Origin of the sequence: Ligilactobacillus murinus (assembly GCF_003288115.1) — a bacterium.
Lineage (GTDB): Bacteria > Bacillota > Bacilli > Lactobacillales > Lactobacillaceae > Ligilactobacillus > Ligilactobacillus murinus.
On the sequence record NZ_CP023565.1, the window covers coordinates 1,007,310 to 1,030,076 of the forward strand.

The 22,767-nt window shown below is 37.8% G+C and carries 22 protein-coding genes; 8 read left to right on the forward strand and 14 right to left on the reverse strand.

The genetic code is table 11. From position 1 onward, the window contains the following. Window positions 1-125 precede the first annotated feature (125 nt). The 3 genes from CPS94_RS05010 (at window position 126) to CPS94_RS05020 (ending at window position 2,570) form a co-directional block, all read left to right on the forward strand. Entirely contained in the window at window positions 126-1,088 is a 963-nt protein-coding gene (locus tag CPS94_RS05010; protein ID WP_004048827.1) for an IS30 family transposase, read from the forward strand. 310 nt (window positions 1,089-1,398) lie between these two features. Further along, window positions 1,399-2,007, forward strand: coding sequence for a 30S ribosomal protein S4 (rpsD, locus tag CPS94_RS05015; RefSeq protein ID WP_112286391.1), 609 nt, complete (start codon window positions 1,399-1,401; stop codon window positions 2,005-2,007). Between the two features lie 98 nt (window positions 2,008-2,105). Continuing rightward, window positions 2,106-2,570, forward strand: a complete 465-nt coding sequence (locus CPS94_RS05020; protein ID WP_112194696.1) for a YueI family protein — start codon at window positions 2,106-2,108, stop codon at window positions 2,568-2,570. 110 nt (window positions 2,571-2,680) lie between these two features. Here the strand turns inward: CPS94_RS05020 and CPS94_RS05025 are convergent, their stop codons facing one another. Further along, on the reverse strand, window positions 2,681-4,696 hold the full coding sequence (locus tag CPS94_RS05025; protein WP_112194694.1) for a bifunctional glutamate--cysteine ligase/glutathione synthetase: 2,016 nt from the start codon (window positions 4,694-4,696) through the stop codon (window positions 2,681-2,683). A 133-nt stretch (window positions 4,697-4,829) separates the two neighbouring features. Between CPS94_RS05025 and CPS94_RS05030 the strand changes: the two genes are divergently transcribed. From CPS94_RS05030 to CPS94_RS05040, 3 genes are all read left to right on the forward strand, one after another. Then, window positions 4,830-6,098, forward strand: a complete 1,269-nt coding sequence (locus CPS94_RS05030; RefSeq protein ID WP_112194692.1) for a replication-associated recombination protein A — start codon at window positions 4,830-4,832, stop codon at window positions 6,096-6,098. A gap of 337 nt (window positions 6,099-6,435) precedes the next feature. After that, window positions 6,436-6,726 (forward strand): hypothetical protein, encoded by a 291-nt coding sequence (locus CPS94_RS05035; protein ID WP_153551187.1) that lies wholly within the window; start codon window positions 6,436-6,438, stop codon window positions 6,724-6,726. A gap of 69 nt (window positions 6,727-6,795) precedes the next feature. Next, on the forward strand, window positions 6,796-7,284 hold the full coding sequence (locus CPS94_RS05040) for a universal stress protein (RefSeq protein WP_089135232.1): 489 nt from the start codon (window positions 6,796-6,798) through the stop codon (window positions 7,282-7,284). Between the two features lie 48 nt (window positions 7,285-7,332). Here CPS94_RS05040 and CPS94_RS05045 read toward each other — a convergent pair whose 3' ends face one another. From CPS94_RS05045 to CPS94_RS05060, 4 genes are all read right to left on the reverse strand, one after another. Beyond that, the gene (locus CPS94_RS05045; protein ID WP_112194685.1) at window positions 7,333-7,878 is read right to left on the reverse strand and encodes a DNA-3-methyladenine glycosylase I; all 546 of its coding nucleotides are present in this window, start codon (window positions 7,876-7,878) and stop codon (window positions 7,333-7,335) included. Beyond that, window positions 7,878-9,380, reverse strand: a complete 1,503-nt coding sequence (locus CPS94_RS05050; RefSeq protein WP_112194683.1) for a glycerophosphodiester phosphodiesterase — start codon at window positions 9,378-9,380, stop codon at window positions 7,878-7,880. The genes CPS94_RS05045 and CPS94_RS05050 overlap by 1 nt, the downstream gene beginning before the upstream one ends. A gap of 63 nt (window positions 9,381-9,443) precedes the next feature. Further along, window positions 9,444-10,592 (reverse strand): D-alanine--D-alanine ligase family protein, encoded by a 1,149-nt coding sequence (locus tag CPS94_RS05055; RefSeq protein WP_112194681.1) that lies wholly within the window; start codon window positions 10,590-10,592, stop codon window positions 9,444-9,446. Between the two features lie 169 nt (window positions 10,593-10,761). Then, entirely contained in the window at window positions 10,762-11,601 is an 840-nt protein-coding gene (locus CPS94_RS05060; RefSeq protein ID WP_112194679.1) for a phosphotransferase, read from the reverse strand. A 174-nt stretch (window positions 11,602-11,775) separates the two neighbouring features. Here CPS94_RS05060 and CPS94_RS05065 point away from each other — a divergent pair, with 174 nt between their 5' ends. Beyond that, entirely contained in the window at window positions 11,776-13,389 is a 1,614-nt protein-coding gene (locus tag CPS94_RS05065; protein WP_112286392.1) for an APC family permease, read from the forward strand. 220 nt (window positions 13,390-13,609) lie between these two features. Here CPS94_RS05065 and CPS94_RS05070 read toward each other — a convergent pair whose 3' ends face one another. The 6 genes from CPS94_RS05070 to CPS94_RS05090 form a co-directional block, all read right to left on the reverse strand. Continuing rightward, the gene (locus CPS94_RS05070) at window positions 13,610-14,659 is read right to left on the reverse strand and encodes a Fic family protein (protein WP_112194675.1); all 1,050 of its coding nucleotides are present in this window, start codon (window positions 14,657-14,659) and stop codon (window positions 13,610-13,612) included. Between the two features lie 248 nt (window positions 14,660-14,907). Further along, window positions 14,908-15,066, reverse strand: a complete 159-nt coding sequence (locus CPS94_RS11325) for a hypothetical protein (protein WP_162626409.1) — start codon at window positions 15,064-15,066, stop codon at window positions 14,908-14,910. Window positions 15,067-15,080: 14 nt separating this feature from the next. Further along, the gene (locus tag CPS94_RS05075; protein ID WP_112194673.1) at window positions 15,081-15,734 is read right to left on the reverse strand and encodes an ABC-2 transporter permease; all 654 of its coding nucleotides are present in this window, start codon (window positions 15,732-15,734) and stop codon (window positions 15,081-15,083) included. Further along, the gene (locus CPS94_RS05080; RefSeq protein ID WP_112194671.1) at window positions 15,715-16,557 is read right to left on the reverse strand and encodes an ABC transporter ATP-binding protein; all 843 of its coding nucleotides are present in this window, start codon (window positions 16,555-16,557) and stop codon (window positions 15,715-15,717) included. Before CPS94_RS05080 ends, CPS94_RS05075 begins: the two co-directional genes overlap by 20 nt. 166 nt (window positions 16,558-16,723) lie before the next feature. Further along, window positions 16,724-18,484, reverse strand: a complete 1,761-nt coding sequence (locus CPS94_RS05085) for a glycosyltransferase family protein (protein ID WP_112194669.1) — start codon at window positions 18,482-18,484, stop codon at window positions 16,724-16,726. Window positions 18,485-18,500: 16 nt separating this feature from the next. Then, entirely contained in the window at window positions 18,501-19,580 is a 1,080-nt protein-coding gene (locus CPS94_RS05090; protein WP_112194667.1) for an acyltransferase, read from the reverse strand. A gap of 166 nt (window positions 19,581-19,746) precedes the next feature. On the opposite strand from CPS94_RS05090, the gene CPS94_RS05095 reads away from it, so the two are divergent. Further along, on the forward strand, window positions 19,747-20,103 hold the full coding sequence (locus tag CPS94_RS05095; protein WP_112194665.1) for a helix-turn-helix domain-containing protein: 357 nt from the start codon (window positions 19,747-19,749) through the stop codon (window positions 20,101-20,103). Window positions 20,104-20,252: 149 nt separating this feature from the next. On the opposite strand, the gene CPS94_RS05100 is transcribed toward CPS94_RS05095, so the two are convergent. The 3 genes from CPS94_RS05100 to CPS94_RS05110 form a co-directional block, all read right to left on the reverse strand. Further along, window positions 20,253-20,864: an ABC transporter permease gene (locus CPS94_RS05100; protein ID WP_162626410.1), complete on the reverse strand. Its 612-nt coding sequence runs from the start codon at window positions 20,862-20,864 to the stop codon at window positions 20,253-20,255. A gap of 92 nt (window positions 20,865-20,956) precedes the next feature. Beyond that, window positions 20,957-21,805: an ABC transporter ATP-binding protein gene (locus CPS94_RS05105; RefSeq protein WP_112194661.1), complete on the reverse strand. Its 849-nt coding sequence runs from the start codon at window positions 21,803-21,805 to the stop codon at window positions 20,957-20,959. An 88-nt stretch (window positions 21,806-21,893) separates the two neighbouring features. Continuing rightward, the gene (locus tag CPS94_RS05110) at window positions 21,894-22,721 is read right to left on the reverse strand and encodes a response regulator transcription factor (RefSeq protein ID WP_112194659.1); all 828 of its coding nucleotides are present in this window, start codon (window positions 22,719-22,721) and stop codon (window positions 21,894-21,896) included. Window positions 22,722-22,767: the final 46 nt, after the last annotated feature.

The window sequence follows — 22,767 nt, forward strand, 5'->3', positions numbered from 1 at the left end:
CACTAGCACGAGTGCTAGGCACAATAAAATAAAACGCGCAGTTTGTAAAATTAAGTTAGAAAAATAAAAAGCCATTTGTGATAGACTTTTGAGTACCAACAAACAAAAGTAAAGGAAAATCACAAATGACCTATAATCATCTTACCATAAGCGAACTGTCCTTCATACAAAATTTTTGGAATCAAGGTGTTAAAGCCTATATTGTAGCTAAAACCTTAAAACGTAGTGCTGAAACTATTTATCGAGTATATCGTTTTTTAGATGCTGGGAATTCGATCTCTGAATACTATGAAAACTATCGGGCTAATAAATCTAAATCCGGCCGTAAACTCATCGTATTACCTAATGATGAGCTTGAGTACATCAAGGAAAAAGTTAGTCTAGGTTGGACTCCTGATACGATCATCGGACGTAATGAAAAACATATCAGTTGCTCAATGCGTACGCTTTATCGCATCTTCAAGCGTTCTAACGTTTTAGATGTGACCTCGCTCCCAATGAAAGGAAAAAGACATCCAAATGGTTACGTTGAACGCCGTGGAAAAGCTGGACGACTAGGTCGGGCTCTTTCAGAGCGGCATCAGGACTATCCCAACTACCATAATGAATTTGGACATCTTGAAGCTGATACGATCCAAGGTAAAAAACATCGTGGTGCAGTAATGACATTAGTTGAACGAAAGTCTAAGGCTGTCATCATTTTGAATACACGCCATAAGACGGATAAAGCTATCTTTGAGAAACTTGATGCTTTACTTTCTGTTACTCCTAAAGGACTCTTTAAATCGATCACTTTTGATAATGGTAAGGAATTTTCTAAGTGGAAAGATATCGCTAATAAGCATGATATCAGTACCTACTTTGCCGATGTAGGTGCTCCTAACCAACGTGCACTAAATGAACATACGAATGGATTACTTAGGAAAGACGGACTAGGAAAAGATATGAATCTCAGTGATCTCCCCACTGACTATGTCCAACAAGTAGCTAGCTATAGAAACAATATTCCACGTAAAAGTTTAAACTACAAAACCCCACTAGAAGTATTCATGAAGTACATTACAAATGAGCATGTAGTTTTTTTCTAACTTAATTTGACAATTCAGGACGTTTAAACATTTTTCTCCCCCAGTATATTAAGTTATCTTAAACAAATATTATACTCCATTTGTACAAAAATAGCTGGTTTATTTTCACTTGACACCAGCTGTGATAATTGCTACAATAGCGTTTGTGTAAAATAATGCAGCAGTGAGCGGTAAGCTCGTCAACATTTTATTGCCAATTTGGTTCGCCAAGTACCCCTTCGGCTGCAAGGGTGAAAGTCGCAAAATAAAATGCACGAATACTAAACTCACACATTATTTTACTCCAAACAAAATATTGGAGGAATTTTTAATGTCTCGTTATACAGGTCCTTCCTGGAAAGTTTCCCGTCGTTTAGGGATCTCTCTTTCAGGTACAGGTAAAGAATTAGCTCGTCGTCCATACGCACCAGGCCAACATGGTCAAAACAACCGTCGTAAGTTATCTGAATACGGTTTGCAATTGCGTGAAAAGCAAAAGCTTCGTATGACATACGGTTTATCTGAACGCCAATTTGCTAACCTTTTCTTAAAGGCTGGTAAGATCCGCGAAGGTAAGCACGGTGACAACTTCATGGTACTGTTGGAACGTCGTTTGGATAACGTTGTTTACCGTTTAGGTTTGGCTACAACTCGTCGCCAAGCTCGCCAATTGGTAAACCACGGTCACATCACAGTTGGTGGCAAGCGCGTGGATATCCCTTCATACGAAGTAAAACCAGGCCAAGTTATCTCCTTGCGTGAACGTTCAAAAGACTTGAAAGTTGTTAAAGAAGCTTTGGAAGCAATCGTTGGTCGTGTGCCATTTGTTTCCTTTGACGAAAACACAATGGAAGGTTCATTAGTTCGTTTACCAGAACGTGACGAACTCGATGCAAACATCGACGAATCACTCGTTGTTGAATACTACAACAAACTTTAATATCAATTTCGATATTATTTCAGAGCTCAGTTTTGGCTGGGCTCTTTTTATTTTATTTAAAAATTTGCTATACTTTACCATAGAAAGGTGGTTATAAGATGAGTGGATCAGATGAACTGCAAAATCATATGAATAAAGGGATGTATGGTACACCCCAACTCAAACCTGATGAAAAGCGTAAGTATCTCGGGACCTTCCGGGAACGGGTCGATCTAACTTTAACTTTTGAACAGCTCAAAGAGCCCGAATATCTCGCTGATCTTAAGCAGGAATTGACCCTTCATCCCGAACTACACGTTATCATCAACGGTCAAGTAGAAAATCCGCTTCTAAGCGAATTGATGCAGATCGCCCAAGAAGCAAATGTTACCTTCACCTGTAACACTGATCAAACGTTGGCGCATGGGTCAAAAGATCTAGCGGTCGTCGTTTGTGATAAAAATACCGCTCTTCATGTTGAAGAAGTTGACGTCGCCAAGCGTTACCCTAAAACAACTAAACCAGAAGTAGCGCCAAAACACACAAAATCCCCGCTCGAACGCTTGCATAAATTATTTGAGTAAACTAAAACATCTAGTAAATAACGATGGACCCATCATGATGTAAAATTTTACATCGTGATGGGTCCATCGTTATTTATACAGTGCAGACCGCACCGTCTCACACTTTTTTTCTAATTGAAGCGTTCAATGACCTTTTGGGCGATCGGTCGTCTTTTTGGCTGTAATAAGACATATTCATGCAACGCTAAGGCTGGGTAAGCATGCGCATTCAAGAAAGTCAACTGTGCTTGTTCCGCGTATGGTTGATAGATGTTTGGAATGATGACGTCTAAAGCTCCGTCATGAAGTTGCAACGCTTGCGCTAAACGTTTGAGCTCAGTCAAATACGAACTATCGATCTCATCTAAGACCTCGTAAGCCTGTGAACCAGTATTGAAAGTCGCATCATAACGCAAGAGGACCTGGATCCCCCGTGGAATGACACTTTCTAGTTTCAAGCTTTGTGCTTTTAAGGTCTCACGTTCGACCTCACCTAGTGTGATCGTTTCAAATTCAGCTCGTGCCCGCGTATTTTTACGGTTGATCAATTCCTTTAAAGTTGAATGTCCATCACCAACAACATTGGCTGGGATCCGCTCAACTAAACTTATTATCTCATCATTGACGACTAAGGCACGGTAGACCGACCCTTGAACGACTTGCTCGATCATGACTTGATCAGTCTCTTTAGCCTGTTTTTCAAAGGCATGTGTCAATTCTGCTTGGGTCGGTGGTAATCTAAATAACTGCGTCTGCGCTTTAGAATCGCCGAGCGCATTTTTAACGATCACAGCTTTGCCCTTCAATGTTGGGTATAGTTGCTTTAGCTCTTGGCGGTTATTGACGATCCATGCTTGGGACGTATTGACTGCCTGGCCACTAAGATATTGTTTAGCCAATTGCTTTTGTTGCCAAAGCTCGGTCATGATCGCACTTTCTTTTGTCGTCTGGATCCCACGTTTAAGTAGCTTTCCATTCAACTCAACGATCCCTTGACTTGGCATCACTTCTTGGTAACTAAGACCTGAAATGATCGCTTCATCCAAGATCGTTTGCGTATTTTTATCCCGACTTGGTACTTTTAATAATGCTGCTTCTTGATAATTTTGAGCTAAAAAAGCACCGTAGTCAGCCAACGTTTCGTGTTTGCCCTGTGTTCTTAACAAACGTGTGCTTGGAGTCTCAGCCGGTGTTTCTAGTCGTTTCTTTAAAACATCAAAGGTTCCTTGCCACTTGGCATAACCAAATTTTTTAGCGAATCGATCCAATTGTTTCAAGAAAGTATGGGCTTGTACGAAGATCTGGCTCTTAGCAAACGGATTCTCCTGCGCCACTTCTTTTGCCAAAGCTTCAGCAGCTTGGAGGTCACTTGGAGTAGTCGTACTTTCATTCAATAAGAAATAGCCTGCCATCACTTCAAGTAAGCGCAACTGGTGGGCTGTAACACCATTTTCGTGGAATGGATCAAAGTCTAAGAGATCAAATTCCAAATAGTGGACACCCTTAGTCTGCATCTCACTTGGTTCTTGATAAGTCCCGCTGAGCTTGATCCCAGGATTTTTATCAGTGGCTAACTTAGCTTGAGCAGCCACACTGCGCTTAGGTGACACTTGGTCCTCACTTACTTTGGTTTCCCAAGCATAAGGGGTCGCACCAAATAAATAGATCAAGAATGCTTTTTTTTGGTTAAATTCTTCCAACAATTTGTGATAGACTTGGTTTCTAAAAGTCACATACGAGATCTTTGATTTACTGAATTTAGCTGCATAGAGTTCAGTAAATAACTGTTCGGGTAAGGCTAAGCGGATCTTACTGCCAACCCCTTTAGCTAAACTTACATGTAATTTTTCAGAAAATGGCCACAAGACGACCTGGCTACCTAAGCGTTTGCGTAAAGCTTGATTTTGTAATTCCATATCCGTTAAAACACCATCTAACGAAAGATTAGCTTTTGTTTTTAGTGTCAACGCTGTCTCTTGGACGGTAACATATTCATTTTTTGTTCCAACCAAGGAAAGCTCTTGTATATTTAAATTTTTTTGTCTATCTAAGATCTGCCAGCGTCGGATCACTTGGAATGTGAAAGCATGCAACGCTTCTGTCAGATCTGAATCAATAATTTGATCACCGATTTCATCAAATTTCATCTTGTTCATCCTTTACAGTTCTCATTTTTATTATTATAACAAATCCCTTGCTATCCTGCGATCGCTATTTGCTTGTCAGCTGGTGTCGATTTGCTATAATACTACTATTGAGCAAACGAAAGGATGAGTGTTTTTGAAACCATTAGCCTATCGGATGCGTCCGAAAAAACTCGAAGATATCGTGGGCCAACAACATCTTGTCGCCCCCGGTAAGATCTTAGCACGGATGGTCGCTGCTAAATTATTGTCTTCAATGATCTTATATGGGCCACCAGGAACCGGCAAAACTAGTATTGCTAGTGCGATCGCTGGTTCAACTAAATACGCATTTCGCATGCTAAATGCCGCCACAGACTCGAAAAAAGAACTCGAAATGGTCGCTGAGGAAGCTAAGATCAGCGGGACCGTGATCTTACTACTCGATGAGATCCACCGCTTAACTAAGCCAAAACAAGATTTTCTCTTGCCTCATTTGGAAAAAGGAAGTATCATCTTGATCGGCGCCACGACCGAAAATCCTTACATCACGATCAATCCTGCTATTCGCAGTCGAACTCAGATCTTTGAAGTCAAACCCTTGACCGAAGAAGATATTGCCCAAGCGATCAAACGTGCGCTCACTGATAAAGAAAACGGGCTTGGTGAGCAAAATGTCGTTTTGACCGACGAAGCTCGCCTGCATTTGACTCGTGTTACTCATGGCGATCTACGTAGTGCATTGAATGGACTTGAGTTGGCCGTAATGTCGACCGCTCCTGATGATCTAGGCGTGATCACGATCGATCTACAAACGATCGAAGAATGCGTTCAACGTAAAGCCTTGGTGCAAGACAAAGATGGCGATGCCCATTATGACGTGATCTCGGCTTTTCAAAAATCGATCCGTGGTTCAGATACAGATGCCGCTTTGCACTACATGGCACGCCTCCTTGAAGCAGGCGATCTACCTTCGGTCATCCGGCGCTTATTGACGATCGCTTATGAAGATATCGGACTCGCTAATCCCAATGCCTGTTCCCATGCGGTCCAAGCGATCACAGCTGCGGAAAAGATCGGGCTACCTGAAGCAAGGATCCCCCTAGCCCAAGCCGTGATCGAACTTTGTCTTTCACCTAAATCAAACTCGGCGATCATGGCGATCGATGCCGCATTAGCCGATGTTAGAGCAGGAAACTACGGAGATGTGCCCGATCATTTACGGGATGCCCATTACCAAGGCGCTAAAAAATTAGGTCGCGGAATTGGGTATAAATATCCTCACGATTATCCACATGGTTGGGTAAAGCAACAATATCTCCCAGATAAGCTTAAAAATAAACATTATTATGCACCTAAAGACAACAGTCGTTATGAAAAAGCCTTGCAAGAACAATATGAACGTTTGAACAAATTTAAAAGCTAAACGTTTTGATAACGCTTCATTTGGTTTCATTGCATTCCTAAAAAAAATATGCTACTATGATAGTGAACTTCTGAGATGTACGCGTTATCCTATAAATGTAAGGTTGACCGAACAACTTTAATTTTTGTTATTCGCAATGTCTAATAGCTGGCAGACCTTTACTGGGAGTCAAAAGTTAGACTAGGGATACATTTTCCTGCTTACACGCGGGTTCAACTACAAGGATGATTAACGGCATTATCGGATATTCTAAAGTTAAAAGCTTTGGCTAGCGGTCGGGATCTTATCTTGACCGCTAGCTTTATTTAGAGAAAGGAATTTTTGTCACGTGAAAGAAATGCTAACTTTAGGTCTAACGATCATTTTGGGCTTGATCTTACTTTACATGGGCTTTTATCTCTTCACCCACCGCACTAAAACGCTCTTTGGTGTCTTTTCTCCAAAAGATGATCCTGCCTTAAAAAAAGCCATGACATTATGGGCATATATCTTAACGATCTTAGGTGGTTTAACGATCATTGCTGCTTTCTTTGGCATCCTTATTTTTCAGATCACAATGCTCATTTTAGATGCGATCTTAGTCTTTATCATGTCGCTCTTAATGCCAACGTACTTACGCATGCCATAGTTGTTCTTGCTTTCATTTTTCAAACAAATAAAGTAAAATAAAATTGATAAAGAAGAAAGGGTGATCCTGATGTTACAAAGATATAAAAACATTCTTGTGCCGGTCGATGGCTCGCATGAATCCGAATTAGCGTTCAAGAAAGCTGTTGCAGTCGCTAAGCGTAACGGTGATGATACTAATTTATATTTGGTCCATGTAGTTGATACCCGTGCATTCCAAAACATCTCCAGTTTCGATACGGCAATGGTCGAACAAGTGACTGAAACCGCGAAGAAGACAATGGACGGTTACGCAAATCAAGCTAAAGAACAAGGTCTTAAGAACATTTCTTATTCAGTAGAGTATGGTGCTCCAAAGGCAGTTATTGCTAAGGATCTTCCTGAAGAAAAAAATATCGATCTCATCATGATCGGGGCAACTGGTTTGAATGCTGTTGAACGTCTCTTGATCGGTTCGGTAACTGAATACGTGACTCGCACAGCTGATTGTGATGTTTTAGTAGTTAGAACAGACTTAGAAAACAAACCTGCTCTTAACAAAAAAGACAAAAGAAAATAATAATTAAGCTTCGTTATCCCAAAATATGGGACAACGAAGCTTTTTTCTTTATGCTTGGCAACCGACTAAATGATCATTGACCAGCCCGGCTGCTTGCATCAGCGAATAAACTATCGTTGGTCCTAAAAATTTAAAGCCCTGCTTTTTTAATTTTTTAGCTAACTCAAGTGACGTTTGCGTCTTAGCGGGAACTTGCTCTGGTTTGGTAAAGTGGTTGATACACGGCTTATAGTCAACTGTCTGCCACAATAATTCATCTAAGCTTAAGCCTGCTTGTTTTAGTTGATAGACCACTTTAGCATTATTGATGATCGCTTCTATTTTCAAACGATTACGAATAATGCGTGTATCTTGCATTAAGCGTATGACATCGGTTTGATCCATCTGACTGACCTTTTGGATATCAAAATTATAAAAGACTTCGCGCAAAGCTGGCCGCTTGTTCAAAACAGTTTGCCAACTCAAGCCAGCTTGCATCAGTTCTAAACTCATCAATTCAAACAGTTTCTGCTCATCATGCTCAGGGTGGCCCCACTCTTTATCATGATAAGCTTGCATTTTGGGATCGCTATCCGCCCAATCACATCGTGGCATTAGATCATCTCCTTTAGATATAATTTTAAATTGGCTTTCAAATATGTTTTTGAACTGTGATCAGCTAAACTTTTTTCGACCTTACTTGGCTCATCGGTGATCACACCGTCAGCCCCTAAGACCCAAGCCATCAAAGCTTGTTGGGGCGAGTTGACCGTCCAAAGATAGACCTTTTTGCCATTAGCATGTGCTGTTTTGATAAAGTTTTTAGTCGCTGTCTTATATTCAAGGGAATAAAAATCAGCCTTATTTTCTGCTAAACTAAAGAGATTAAATGGCAAAATATAACCCGCCTGCATTTTAGGAATACGTTGTTTTAATTCATTGATCGCACTTAGATCCATCGAATGAACAGCATCTTTTTTAGTTAACTTTCTCCCATATACTTCACAAAAATACGCACTAAATTTTTCCCCAGTTCCTTGGTTGACCTTTAATTCTACTAAAAGTGGCTGCTTTAGTTTTTGAGCTTGCTTCAGATAGCTGTCAAAACTGGCCACATAAGCTACATGTCCATTTTCTTTAAGCTTGACTTGGGTCAGTTGCTCCAAAGAATTATCAGCGATCACTAAGTTCTTATGTGCTAATTTACGGAGATCTTCATCATGGCTCACTACAAAGCGGCGATCAGCAGTCTCTTGGATATCTAATTCAACATAGGCTGGTTTGGCAGCGTGTTTTGTCTTATTTAGTGCAGGTAATGTATTTTGGACACCATTTTTGCCATCGACTCCGCGGTGTGAGATCACGAGTGGTAACGTGCCCGGGTCAACATTTAAAGCCTTATGTGCTAAATTCACCTGGATCCCCAATGCTAAGAGCACCAAAACTCCTGCACCCCACTTTTTCCATTTAGCTGGTAAAACCACAGCTAATCTCTTGGGCAACTCGCTTTTTACGCTCCAAAAGACTAGGCTTAATACTAAGACTTGCTTTAACGTCCAAAAACTGACCGCATAAAGAACAGCTATTCTTGGAGTCGTTACTAAAGTTGTCGCCCATAGACCTAATAGATCAACGAGTAAAAGACTTATCCCGCCTAATATAATATATTTAGCATAATGCCAAATATGGTGCTTAGTTTTGGAAAAACTTTGCTTGAGTGTTTCCTTAAATGAAGCCGACGTCGTAAAGTACGGGACGATCCCTAAAAATGAACGTAAAGCTAGATAATAAAGCACTAAAAAAAGCATCGATCCGATCCCCAATATGAGCTGGCGGTAAGTAAAGATCCAAGCACTGAGCGAAAGCGAAAGGGCTACTTGATTCAAGCGCTCCAAACTAAAACTTAGCGCACTAAATGGCAACCATAAAAATACCAAAATAACGATATAAAATAATTTGGCAAAGTAGTTCTTGTCGGTTTGTTTTGTCAAAGTCGGCGCTAAAAGTGGTAAGAGTATCAGACTCAAAAGACTAAAGAGCGGCCAGCGCAACATCAAACTGTTCAAAAATACAATAATACAACCTAGGATCACTAAGTTTTGATCCAATTTTTTCAAAATTTCTCCCCCCTACCAAAAAAGGATACGGCAAAACCGCATCCCCCTTGTCAAATATAATGATTATTTCTTGTCTTCGTCTGTTAAAAGACCTGTACCAAGTTTTTCAGAACCTAATTCTTGGAAGTCATAGTGTAACTTAGCATTGTCATCAAATTCAGCGATCGCTAAACGGATCAATTCATCGATCAAGGCCTTGTAGTTGATACCAGAAACAGCCCAAAGTTGTGGATACAATGAAATGTTTGTGAAACCTGGCAAGGTGTTAACTTCACCAAAGTAAGGAACATTGTTTTCATCAACTAAGAAGTCCATCCGAGCCATACCACGGTTGTCTAATACGCGGAAAGCATCTAAGGACATTTGTTGGATCTCTTTTGTTAGATCTTCTGGTAATTCAACTGGGATCTCAAAGACCACGCCGGAAGCATCCACAAATTTGTTGTTGTAATCGTAGAAGTCATCGCCTTCAGGAACTACAACTGCACCTAATTTAGATGCTTTAGCTTCACGGTTACCCAATACGGAACATTCAACTTCACGTGGGCTATTGATCGTTTCTTCGATCAAGACCTTGTAGTCATAACGGAAAGCATCATCTAAAGCTGCTTCAAATTCTTCTTTGTTAGCAACTTTGTGGATCCCAACGGAAGAACCTTGGCGTGCTGGTTTGATGAATAATGTTTCACCTAATTTGGCAGCACATTTTTCATATGGATGATCAGCGCGTGTTTCAGGTGTGACCACCACATATTTAGTATTGCGGATCCCATGTAAAGTCAAGAGTTGCTTTGTTAGATCCTTATCAAAGGAAACACCTGAAGAAGCGATCCCACTACCGATATAAGGTTTGTTCAGTAAACGGAACAAGCCTTGAACAGTACCGTCTTCGCCCATGTTACCGTGAATAACTGGGTAGAAAAGATCAACATCTTTAACTTCTGAAAGGTTTTGTAAGTTAGCTAATGGGTTGGAAAAATCAACATCTTTGATCGCTTCGGCAACCACTTCATCTTCCACAGCACCATTAAAGATCTTCATTGAATCTTCGTTACCAAGTAAGAAACCGTCCTTAGTGAACATGAAGACTGAAACTTCATATTTGTCCTTATCTAATGCGTCGTAAACTGTGTGTGCGGAACGCTTTGAAACATCGTGTTCAGACGAGTTTCCGCCAAAAAGCAATGCAATGTGCAATTTTTTATCTGCCATAATGGTATATCCATCCTCTTATATATAATATTATTATACGGCTTTTTATTGTCCACAAATCAGCCTTAACAGCGGTCTTTTTGTCTCCAATAACTAAGAAAATGATACCACGAAAAACCTTTTCTTGTCATGTATTTAAGCAAAAAATAACTCAGTGCGTAAAATATGCTCACAATTCAAGAACAGCGGTCCCCTGTTTGATGGTTTCAAACATTTCATGGGCCATTTGACCAAATTTTTGCTTCTCATGAGTCAAATGAAATTCCAAAATATCTAAAGCACATAAGAACAAAAGGCAACGTTGCAAACTATAATTAGGGATCTCAAGTTCTTTTTGGCTACGATAGCCTGCGATAAATTCATTGCGTAGATCAAGCTCGTTTACTTCATTGAAGAAAAACTTTATCAGATCCTCGTAAGCTACTCCCATATGCGCCCGTTCAAAATCGAGCAAAACTTCATGCTCACCATAAAGCATCAAGTTACGGATACTAAAATCACCGTGCAAGACGACTTTGGGTAATAGCTCATAGTCTGTGTCAGCTGGAGCAAGGTCTTCTTCTAAGCGTGAAAAGACCTCATTTACTTCAGTTTCGTATGCTGTGCCAGTAAATTTAGCCACTTGTTCTTCCAAACGTTGTGATAGCGCACGTTTATCATTAGGCACGGTCACTTCTCCTGTTAAGCTAGCATGAAATAAAGCTAATTTCTCACCAAATTGGTAAGCCTTAGCTGGCGTTAGATCTTCTTTTTCAACGTCATTCATCACGCGATCTTTCAAAACGATAACATAATTATCCTCATAGATCACATTATCAAGATAAATATCTGGACAATAGACTTGATTTACATGTTGCTCTGCATAAAACTTGGCTTTATCCTTGAAGATCTTAACGAATAGATCACAAACAAACCGCTCACTGTGACCTGTCAAATGCATGTTTCCCGCTACATCATGGATCGTTTCTAGATCAGCTTGATAGTATTCATTTAAAAAATCGATCAACATTAATCTCGCATCCCTTTTCTCATTTACTATTATTATACTTATTCATTTTTGGTACGTCCACGATCTACCAAAGACTATTTACAGCCTATATCAGATTCAGTCTTGCAACTTATCTTTGATTAAGATATCCTTTGTGAGTATGATTATTTTATCTAAAAAGGAAGGTTTATTTTCATGGACAATACACAGACACACGGAAAATATATCAGTTGGCCGATCTTGACATTGATGGCTTTTGTGACCGTCATCGGCTTTGATGATATTATGTATAACTTTAAAAATCAAGGTATGACAGTTATCACATCTTGGATCTTGATGCTTTTTTTGTATGTTATTCCCTATTCTCTAATGGTCGGGCAACTCGGTTCGGTCTTCAATAAAGAAGGTGGCGGGCTTAGCTCTTGGATCCGCGGAACTAATGGTGAATTTCTTGGTTATTTTACGGCTTGGACTTATTGGGCTGCTTCAGTACCATATGTCGTTGACTCAGCTAACTCAGTCGTTGTTGGCTTTGGTTGGGCATTTACTGGTTCAGGCAAATTCCAAGACACCATGTCAAATGCAGAATTTACTCTTTGGACTTTTATTATTTTCATTATCTTTATCATTATTCAACGGCGCTTAGCTAACTCCATGGAATTTCTAAGCGTCATCGGTGGCGGTATGATGTTTGTCATGACGATCCTCTTTGTTGTTTTAGCCTTTGTTGGCTTAGCTAAAAATGGTGGTCACATGGCAACACAACCGATGAATGTACATACGATCATTCCTAATTTTGATCTGAAATATTGGACAACTGTCGGGATGTTGATCTACGCTGTTAACGGGAGCGAATTGATCGCACCATATGTGACCCAAATGCGTAAACCACAGCGTGAATTCCCTAAAGCGATGATCGCCTTAGCTGTTATGACAGCCTTTCTAACGATCTTTGTCTCTTTTGCTTTGGGTATCTACTTTAATGCTTATCACTTACCAAATGACCTTAAGATGAATGGCTCTTACTATGCTTTTAGAGCTTTGGGCGAACAATTTGGGCTCGGTGATATCTTCATGTATGTCTACGCTTGGACTTCGGTCGTCTATATGTGTGCTTTACTAGCAGTTTTATTAGATGCGATGACACGGATGTTGATCTCAGATACCGGTGATAAATACATGCCTGAATTCTTACGTAAAACGACTAAAGATGGCCTTCCGATCAACGGTTACATTTTGACCTGTACTTTATGTGCCTTCATTATGTTTTTAGGGGTATTTTTACCTGAGATGAACGATGTCTTCAACTGGCTTTTGAACTTAAACGGGATCATCTCTCCTGGGGTAACTTGTTGGATCTTCTATGCTTTCATGCGGATCCGCAAAAATTCTAGCAAATATCCCTCCAAATATGTCTTTATCAAAAATGATAAATTAGCCTATTTGGCTGGACTTTTATTGTTACTCGTTACGGCATTGGCTACCCTACTTGGGGTCGCTCCACAAGACGTGGAACAATTTAGTCATACATGGTGGTACGAACTAGTCATCAATATCGTCTCGATCGTCGTTTTGATCGGACTTGGTGCTTTGTTACCTTCGATCAGACGACGTGAACTCAAATACGGGACTGCTTTTGATCGCTCACAGTGGTATCTAATGATCGCACTTGTTGTCTTCTCTGTGGTCTTTGATATTTGGCTCGGCGGAACAAAGATCGCCTTACGGTTAGTTTATATCATCATTGAAGTCGTGATCGCACTGACTTTACTTGTCGTGATCGCACATAAAAAACCTAGTCAAAGCTAGTTTTTCCCCTACTTAGTCTGTAGACTGAGTGGGGTTTTTTGTCCTACACTTATAAGATACGCAATTTGAACCAAATACTTTTATATAAGTTTCCCTAAAATTTTCTCACAGAAACTTTATTTTGTTCGGTAAAGATAGCTGTGACTAACATTACAAAAAAGCTGATGGGTATTCACCAGCTTTTTCTACGTCATTTTTGATTTATCTATGTCGTTTCACCCTAAAATGACGTAGATTTTATATAGGCTGTTGCCCGCCCGCGACCGATCTTTGTGACCTTTCCTTTTTTGCGCAGTTCCAACAACGTCCTCTCAACCGTAGTCTTACTGATATCAGGCGCCTGAAGTAAAATATCTTTTTTAGTTATCTTACCAACCGACCGTTCAACTATCGCTTCAATACGCTCGGGTTTACTCAAATGTCGATAGCATAAGTGTTCTACACGATCTTCAAATTCCGAATAGGCCTTCAATAAGATCCCTAGATAGTACTTTATGAACGGACCATAATCATTTTTGTTAGTATGCCAATCGATCGAACTATCATGTAACGCCTCATAATAAGTTTCCTTACTTTTTTCGATCAGCATTTCTAAACTCACGTATTTTCCAACAATAAAATCTGCTCGATAGTAAAGTAATAGTGTCAACAAACGACTCATCCGTCCATTACCATCATTGAACGGATGAATACTCAGAAAATCTAAAATAAACATCGGAATAAGTATCAGTGCGGAGATCTGGGGCTCCCTGATCGCCTGAAGAAAGTTTTCACTCAAATTTTCGATCGCACGAGGTGTCTCAAAAGCCAAGACCGGTTTAAAGCGAATTTTTCTTTCTCCAGTTGCATCTATCTCCATTATTTGATTATCATTCGTTTTGAAGTGACCACCATCCCCAGCAAAAGAATATAGATCTCGATGAAGCTGTAAAATAATATTTTTCGTCGGTTCAATATATTCATAGTTTTCATGGATCGTTTGCAATACTTCACGATAACCTGCGATCTCTTGCTCTGAACGATTTTTAGGTTTGACTTTTTCTTTCACGATCTCTTCTAGTCTCGCATCAGTTGTAAATATCCCTTCAATTCGATTTGAAGCACCTGTACTTTGGATCTTGGCAACTTCCAAAAGTATCTCTAAATCATCAGCATTAGCTTCGATAAATAGTTCCTGTTTTCCTTTGTGCTCGTATAGCTTATTTATCAGCATAACAATTTCTGGAGTCAAATATTTTTTTGGCTCATTTTTATAATCATAAACTCTCATTCCAATTCCCCTTTCTACGTCATTTTTGATTTATCTACGTCATTCTACCACTAAATGACGTAGATAAAAATAAAAAACGATTCAAATTATCTATGTCATTTTCAATTTATCTACGTCATTTCACCCTAAAATGACGTAGATAATTATTTTATGACGGAGATTTCTCGACCAAAAAATAGCTTCCAGAAATTCAGTCTCTCTGGAAGCTATAAATTATAGTCCTATATACTTTTTATGTCATTTGTGTATTAGCACTTACTCATTTTCTCTAGTATGCCTGCCAACAAGACTGGGATAATTGCGATAAAAACCGTTCCTCTTTCACCCCAGATGAGTAGCCCTAGTGCCAAAATAACTGAGAGGACCGCTAATACAAGTGCTAGTTGATGATAAAGTTTCTTTTTCATGATGACCTTCCTTCCTAATCAATAAATGTTCGTCCATAAATGATCGTGGCGATTTTTAATGAGATAAGTGTACCTATGAGAAGCACCAGCACTGCGCCCATTATCAACAAAACATTATTAGTTTTTGCAAGCCAGACAGTAAAAGTTACACCAAAACTTGTTTTTTGCAACGCATAAACACCACCCATGATCAGTGCCAAAAAAATTATATTTACGATTGTATTGCCAAAAGTTCCAAAAGCATAAATAAAAGGCAACAAGATCACGATATACAGCATGCCAAACAGCAAACCAACTCCAATAATGATCAGATGAAGCTCTAAACTGTATTGTCCAAAAATAGCATGTGCCACTAAGCACAAAGAAAAAACTCCCCCACCCACTAAAGCCGTCAACATGAAACAAAATAAGTAACGAGCTAGCACTATTTTTTCTTTTGCGATCGGAAAAACTCCAACGAATCGTTCCCACCCACTCTCATGGTCAGCCACTAATAAACTTGTCGGTAACGCTGCTAGAGCTAAGGGTAAGATCATTGCTAAAAATAAAGTTCCAGCTTCTTTTAAAAAAAGTATCATTAAAATTGCTACTAGCAAAAGAAAAACACGCTGCATATAGCTAAATTTATTCAAAATAAGTTGAAAATCTTTATATAGTAGTCCCTTCATCGATCTTCACCCCTTTTACTAAAAATAGTAAAATTTCTTCTAACGTAGCATAACGAGTATCCGTCGTTTTTTTACCCGTGACTTCTACTAAATATTTTGTCGTCTCTGCTTGTTTGAGCTGATAACACTGCTTATGCTTTTTAGTGGTCACGATAAAGCGTTTAAGTAGGTCAGCTCTGTTTTCTTGGAGTAAGATCTCACCATTGTGAATAAACACAAAATGACTAGCCACTTGCTCCAGATCACTTAAGATATGGGAAGATAAGACAACAGTCATTTTTTGCTTTTGTACATAAGACTCTAACAGGGCCAAGATCTCTCTTCTAACGATCGGATCAAGACCACTAGTAGCCTCATCTGCAAAAAGTATTTGGGGATGGTGCGCTAAGGCAACTGCAAAATTCAATTTGACTGTCATCCCACGCGAAAATTCCTTTAGTTTTTTAGTGGGCGGTAAAGCAAAGTTTTGTAGTAAAGTCAAAAATAGTGCTTCATCCCAACTAGGATAGATATCTCTCATCATCTTTTTGATCTGACTTGCTGAAAAAGAAAGCGGGAAAAAGTTTTTTTCTAAAACTACCCCTAGTTTTAGCTTGATCTGTTGTTCATTTTTTTGATAACTTGACCCCAAAATTCTTATACTGCCTGTGTCACTTCTTATTTGATTCAACAAAAGTTGCAACAATGTCGATTTTCCTGCGCCATTTTCTCCGATCAAGCCCACAAAACTTCCAGCATCGATGTTTAGCTCATCAATATGCAAATGAAATCCCTCATAGTTTTTTGTTAGCTCTGAGATCGTTATTACTGGTTTTGATTGCATAATATCACCTTCTCCTTGGTTTGGCACTCATATAAATTCGACTTCAGTATAATACCAATTAAAAAGATTGTGTGCTACAAAGCTTTAAAGTTTATCAGACTAAAAAAGCGCTAAGTTCTGCCTTATCTTACTAGAACTTAGCGCTTCTTATTAAATTTTTTACGACTTAATTTCTACTCCCTCTATTCGTTTCTACTTTTTTGATATTTTTTAGAAGTGTAGTAATACCGATAACTACCCATGTTATTACCGCAATACCACATAAAATATAATATGTTTGTTTCATTACATATCGAACTACCACGCGATTTTTCCCTTGAGCAAGTTTTACTTGGACTGTTCCGCGATCACTTACAGAGTATGGGAATTCTTTGCCATTAACATATACTTTTTCACTAGGATAATTCACAACGGGTAGATCAACTAGTGCTGACCTTTGAAGTTTTACTTGGTAAACAAGTTCGTTAGGTGCTACGCTTGGATCTATAGTAATATCTTTATTCGCTATTTTTGCTTTATGCAACATAATACTTTGAGATCTATCTAATATCTTCTTTTGCACATTTGAATCAGGTGTCGTTACATTTCCATCAAACGAAGCTTTCGGGTAATAGTCTGTCTCGCCATAAAGTACTCGATAAGTATACATATCATAGTAATTATCTTTATCCAAAATAGCCCCTGCAGGCACTGGATCTGTAATATTTCCCTTTTTTAGTCGCGCTTCTGGCGTGGCATCATAGATCCTGTCTAATACTGGTGTTAGTGTTTGAATATAAAGACACATCATTACACCTAGCACACAAAAGAACAACATTTTTTTATGTGCTTGAAATTTATTAAATACTCGTTCAAATATCAAAGATAAGGTAGTTGCCATAAATAAAGACGCATAGGTCAAAAAACGATATGGAAATTGGATCATCCCTAAGAAAAATAAACCATCTATTCGGGCTAACTCTGTATATGGGAATAAATTAGTCGATAAAGCTATAAATATCAACCCTAGAATATAGATCCAAAATTCTTGTTTCTTATTTCTTACAAAATACCAACCACTGAGCGCTGCCATTAAAAATATTATTCCAACACCTCGATTAGTAGCATGATTCTCCAAAGAAGCTGCCCAGAGGTCTTGCATACTATACAAAAAAGCAAAACCAAAACTAGGTGTTCCCAATTTTGTATGCATAAAGTCTGTAAAAAATGGATAAATGATCCAAAGCGATAATATTAATGCTAAACCGATACTTTTAAAGAGCGCCATCCATCTGACTTTAGGAAATTTGATATCAACGACCAATTTACTAGTAAATAATACGAACATAAGTATTACTGTGATCACGACACTTATCAAATGGCTATATAGTAATAGTGCAACACCTATTCCTAATAATGGCCACTTTTTATGATCCCCCCAGATCACTTCATAAAATCCATATAATGCCAGTGGGACAAATGTATATGCAATAAATTCACCTAAAACATAATTTCTAACACCCAAATATAGGTGGTAGATCGCTATTGTATAAAACAGAGCAAACATGAGTGCTCTAAGCTTGCTTCGTGAAAAGCCATACATCGAATAGTATGCAATACTAAGCGTTAAAAACATAAAAAGACCATACCACACATAAAATGATGTTATCGGATCAAGGAAAAATCGTAAGCACGCCCAAGGATACAAAAAAACTGTTGGATAAAATAAAAATGAACCAACACCACTATTGTGGAATGTATGCGTTGCAATAAAGGTGAACAACTCACCTGCTTTTAAATTTTGATATATTTCCTCGACTCTAGAAAAATGAAAACTTCCATCAGAGTCGATCCCTAACTGTCTTGTTTTATATAGAAAAAAGACAAAAAAAACACTTAAAAACATAAAAAAGATATAAACACTTATTTTTTTACCCCATGTTTTCATACAACAACACTCCCTCTCATAATTTTTTGCTAGCGTATATAAGCTTTAACAAGATGTTATTTAATTTTTCTGCTAAGGTCTCTACTTCCATCAAATAAAATAGCTTTTGTCTGCCCCATTCGATCACTGAACAACATAAATAGATCATAAAGCTCACAAAAATGACATCAACAACTAATAACCAAGGCGATTCAAACGCAAGCGTCGCTAACCTTCCTTGGAGAATATATACAGCCACCATCGGTTGTAAATGGATCAGGTATACTCCAAAAGTCAACGGAGCAAATACCTTTATCCATTTGATCTGAGATGGCTGAAGCCTTAAGTCTTTAAAATAGTTTAATAGTGCGATCGCCATAAATAGCATCGTCGGGGCTGGATAATTGATCAGTAGTCGTCCATGTCCTTCTTCGCCACCAAGCAGTAGTAAAACGACAAATGATAGTACTACCATTTCTATAAAAATCAGTCGATCATGTTTCCATAAATTCCAATCGTACAGCTTAATATAGCCCCCTATCAAGTACAAAACCATCAACCATAAAAAACTATATCCACTTTGGAGTGCTAAAAATTCTTTGACCCTAAAAATAAACGTCTCCCCGATCGAAAAAAACACGATCGATCCTAAGATCAATTTTTGCAACATATTCTTATCTAAATTCTTCAACAGGTAATTTAAAAATGGCATAAAGAAAAATAGTACAAAATAAGCAGAAAAATACCAATACCTCTGATAAGATACTGGAAAAAACATTTGGATCATCTCGCTCTTACTCAACTCAGCTCTAGGTACCACTCCTGCTACCACAATATTTAACACGACAGAATAGAATAATACCTGCAACCACAACTTAATAATATTTACGGTCTTGAACTTAGCTTTGATCCCAACATAGCCAGATATCAATGCATAACAGTTTACAGCTGCATAACAAATAATATCTAATATCCAACTTAGATCATAATTTAAAGTACCGATCCCGATCTTAGTCGCTTGTTCTATCACACCGCCTTTAAGTAAGACATGATTTAAAACGATCATATACATCGATACTATCCTTAATAGATCGATACCGTAATTTCTCTTAGACATGTATCCACCTTCTTACAGCTTCTAATTTGGTCAATACAAGAATTATATTTCTTTTTATCATTATAATCAAGAACTATATTTCCGTAAAATACAGAAATATTTTGAGTTATAATCTAGGAAATATTTTTCTATTATTAAAAGTAAACATAATAGGAGAGTATTTAAAATGAGTGCCAAGCGTATTGATATCGGTCAAACAATAAAATTTTATCGAAAAAAACAAGGACTAACACAGGAACAAGTGGCTGAAAGTAGCGGGTTATCAGTTAAATATATCTCTTTACTAGAAAATGGTTCAGCAAAAAATATCAGCATCCAAAAGCTCTCTGATATTGCAAGTGCACTTGAGGTAAACCTTGCAACATTACTCACTAACGATAAGCCACAATTCTCTGACAATTCGACTCCATATACCGAACTTCTCTTTTTGAAGCTTCAAAATTTACCTACAGAAAAATCAGAAGAATTCAGTAAAATATTTCTCGATCTATTTAGATCATTGGAAAACTTTAGCCAAAAATAATAGCTAGCTCGATATTCTCCAGTACTTCCATTGAAATAATACAACTTCTATAATAAAAAAGAACTGATGAGTAATCGTTTCTCACCAGCTCTTTAAATATGATCATTAATGCCTTTGACAACATTGCAGACCCTTTCAAAATATATCAGTTATTCATCTAATCCATTTTTTTGATACGCTTTGATGAACACCCAGATGTCTACTCCAAACCAGGCTAGTAACACAAAAATATCGCGCAAACCTAAATGATAATCATAAATATCTTTTACGTAATCAACTAAGATTCCCATATAGACCCAGTCAGTAAACATTTTTACAAATTCATTCAACGATCCAAATATCGGAAACATCCCTAGAAGCAAAAATAATGGCGTCACATACGCACTTGCTTCGGTCGTATTTTTAGAAATGATACCGATCGTAAAACCTAACAACATCGTGATCGCTGTTGTAACAAGCGTTATCCCAATAAAATACACGAAATTTATTAGAGAAAGTCGTACATTACAAATTGGAAGTAAGACTAAATTGATCCCCTCAACGATCAAAGTATAAGGAACTAGACTTCCTATGATATATTGTTTTCCTGAAATCCCACTAGTCATCAAAACCCTCAAAGTGTGTTTTTCCTTTTCTTCAGCTAACATAGAACTTCCTAACAATACTGCTCCCATTACTATACTCAAACTTAATGACATTCCTAGTGAAAATAAGCCATCAGCTTCTGAAAAATCACTACCTGATATCATTCTAGCGCTCAATGTTAGCCCCACTGGCATTAACAATGTCATACAGACAGGGATATTTGCAAATACTAACCTTATTTTTAGGTCCATCAAAGCTAAAACTTGCCTCATTTATCTTTACCGCCCTTCACTAACTTCAAAAAAATGTCATTTAAAGTAGGTTCACAGGTGTGTAATGTGGCTACTTTTTTATTTTCCAATAAGGCTGAGATCTGAAGTAAGTCTCCCCTAGTTTCTGTAAACTTCAAAAATTCTCCATTTTTTAGCATCAACTCATATTTCACTTTAGGATTATATTTCAGCTTTAACTCGTATGGCCTTCCGATCTCGATTACTCTGCCTTGATGTAAAAAGATAACACGATCACAGATCTGTTCAGCTTCCAGCATATCGTGAGTAGTTAAAATGATCGTTTTACCCTCCCGCTTCAATTTACTTAGTAACTCATGAATAGCTACGGTATTTTTTGGATCTAACCTACTCGTTGGTTCGTCTAATAATAGTAGCTGTGGCTGATGTAATAGTGTTCTACACAATAAAAGGCGCTGTTTTTCTCCACTTGAAAGTTTAGTTACTTTTTTATTCCGTAACTCATATAGGTCAGTTATTTTTAGCAATTGATCAACTCTCTTACTATTTATATTAAAAATCTCGGCAAATAGCTGCAAATTATACTTAATGCTCAATGTCTCATACAACCCATCGCTCATCATTATTCCTAAATTTTCATATGTTTTTTGAGATATTTTCCCTCCTAAAATGTCAAACTGTCCACTGTCAGGCAATAATTGTCCCGTTAATATCTTTAAAAGCGTTGTTTTCCCAACACCCGATGGCCCAATTATGCCTAATATCTCCCCTTTTTTTACACTAAAAGATATATTATCTAAAGCTATCTTAGTTCGATATTTGTTTTTATATTTCTTACATAGCTCAGATACTTGTACTACATCCATTTGATCACATCCAAATTATTGATGCTTAAAGTATAACCAAAAAAATCAGCTTTTTGATAGATTCTAGCTGAAATGTAGCAAAAGCATCCTAAATTGTACCCTTCAACAATTCTTTTAGTTCTCTTACTTTAGTTCGTGATACTGGGATTTCTGTTCTATTTTTCAACACTACACCATAGCTATTTTTCCCATAGGTGACTAACGCTTTTATTCTAGCAAGATTTACTAAATATGAACGATGACAACGATAAAAATATGGTAATTTACTTTCTAATTCACGTAACGTTAAATTACCTTTATATGTCTCTTTCCCGACTATCTGTACCTTACCTGCGATACTTTCAATATACTCTATTTCATCCGATGCTAAACATATCGTCTTGCCATCTATTTTGATCAGTAGTTTAAGTTCATTCTTTGTTACAAGCCGTAATTTTTGAGTTTCACTCTCGTAACTATATACTGGTATATTTAGATTATGCAATTCATCCAAATAAGCCGAAAAAACTATAATTTTTGTTTTATGAGCTAAATTCTTCACCCCTGTTAAACAAGTATTAAGCCCTGCTTTATCTAGCCCTTGAAATGGTTCACTTAATAAACAGATCTCTTTAGCTTGAAGATCCATTCTAGCTAAACTTACTAGTCGCTTTTGAGTATTATTAAGTTGCTTTATTTTTTTCTTTCTAATCTCTGACACACTATATTTTTTCTCAATTTCACCCAAATTTTTAGTTGAAGTAGCTGATAATTTAGCAAACATTTTTAAATAGGTATTGACCGTTAGCTGTTCATATAACCCATCATCAATTTGAAAACAAGCGACTGCATCCATTTCTTCTTGAACAGCATCCATTATCTTTTTACCATCTTCCATACTTGCATTTATCGCTAAACTAGTATCTAGCTTTTCCATGATCTCATCTACTATTATTTTTCTCACCTCTAGTATTTCCCAAGAA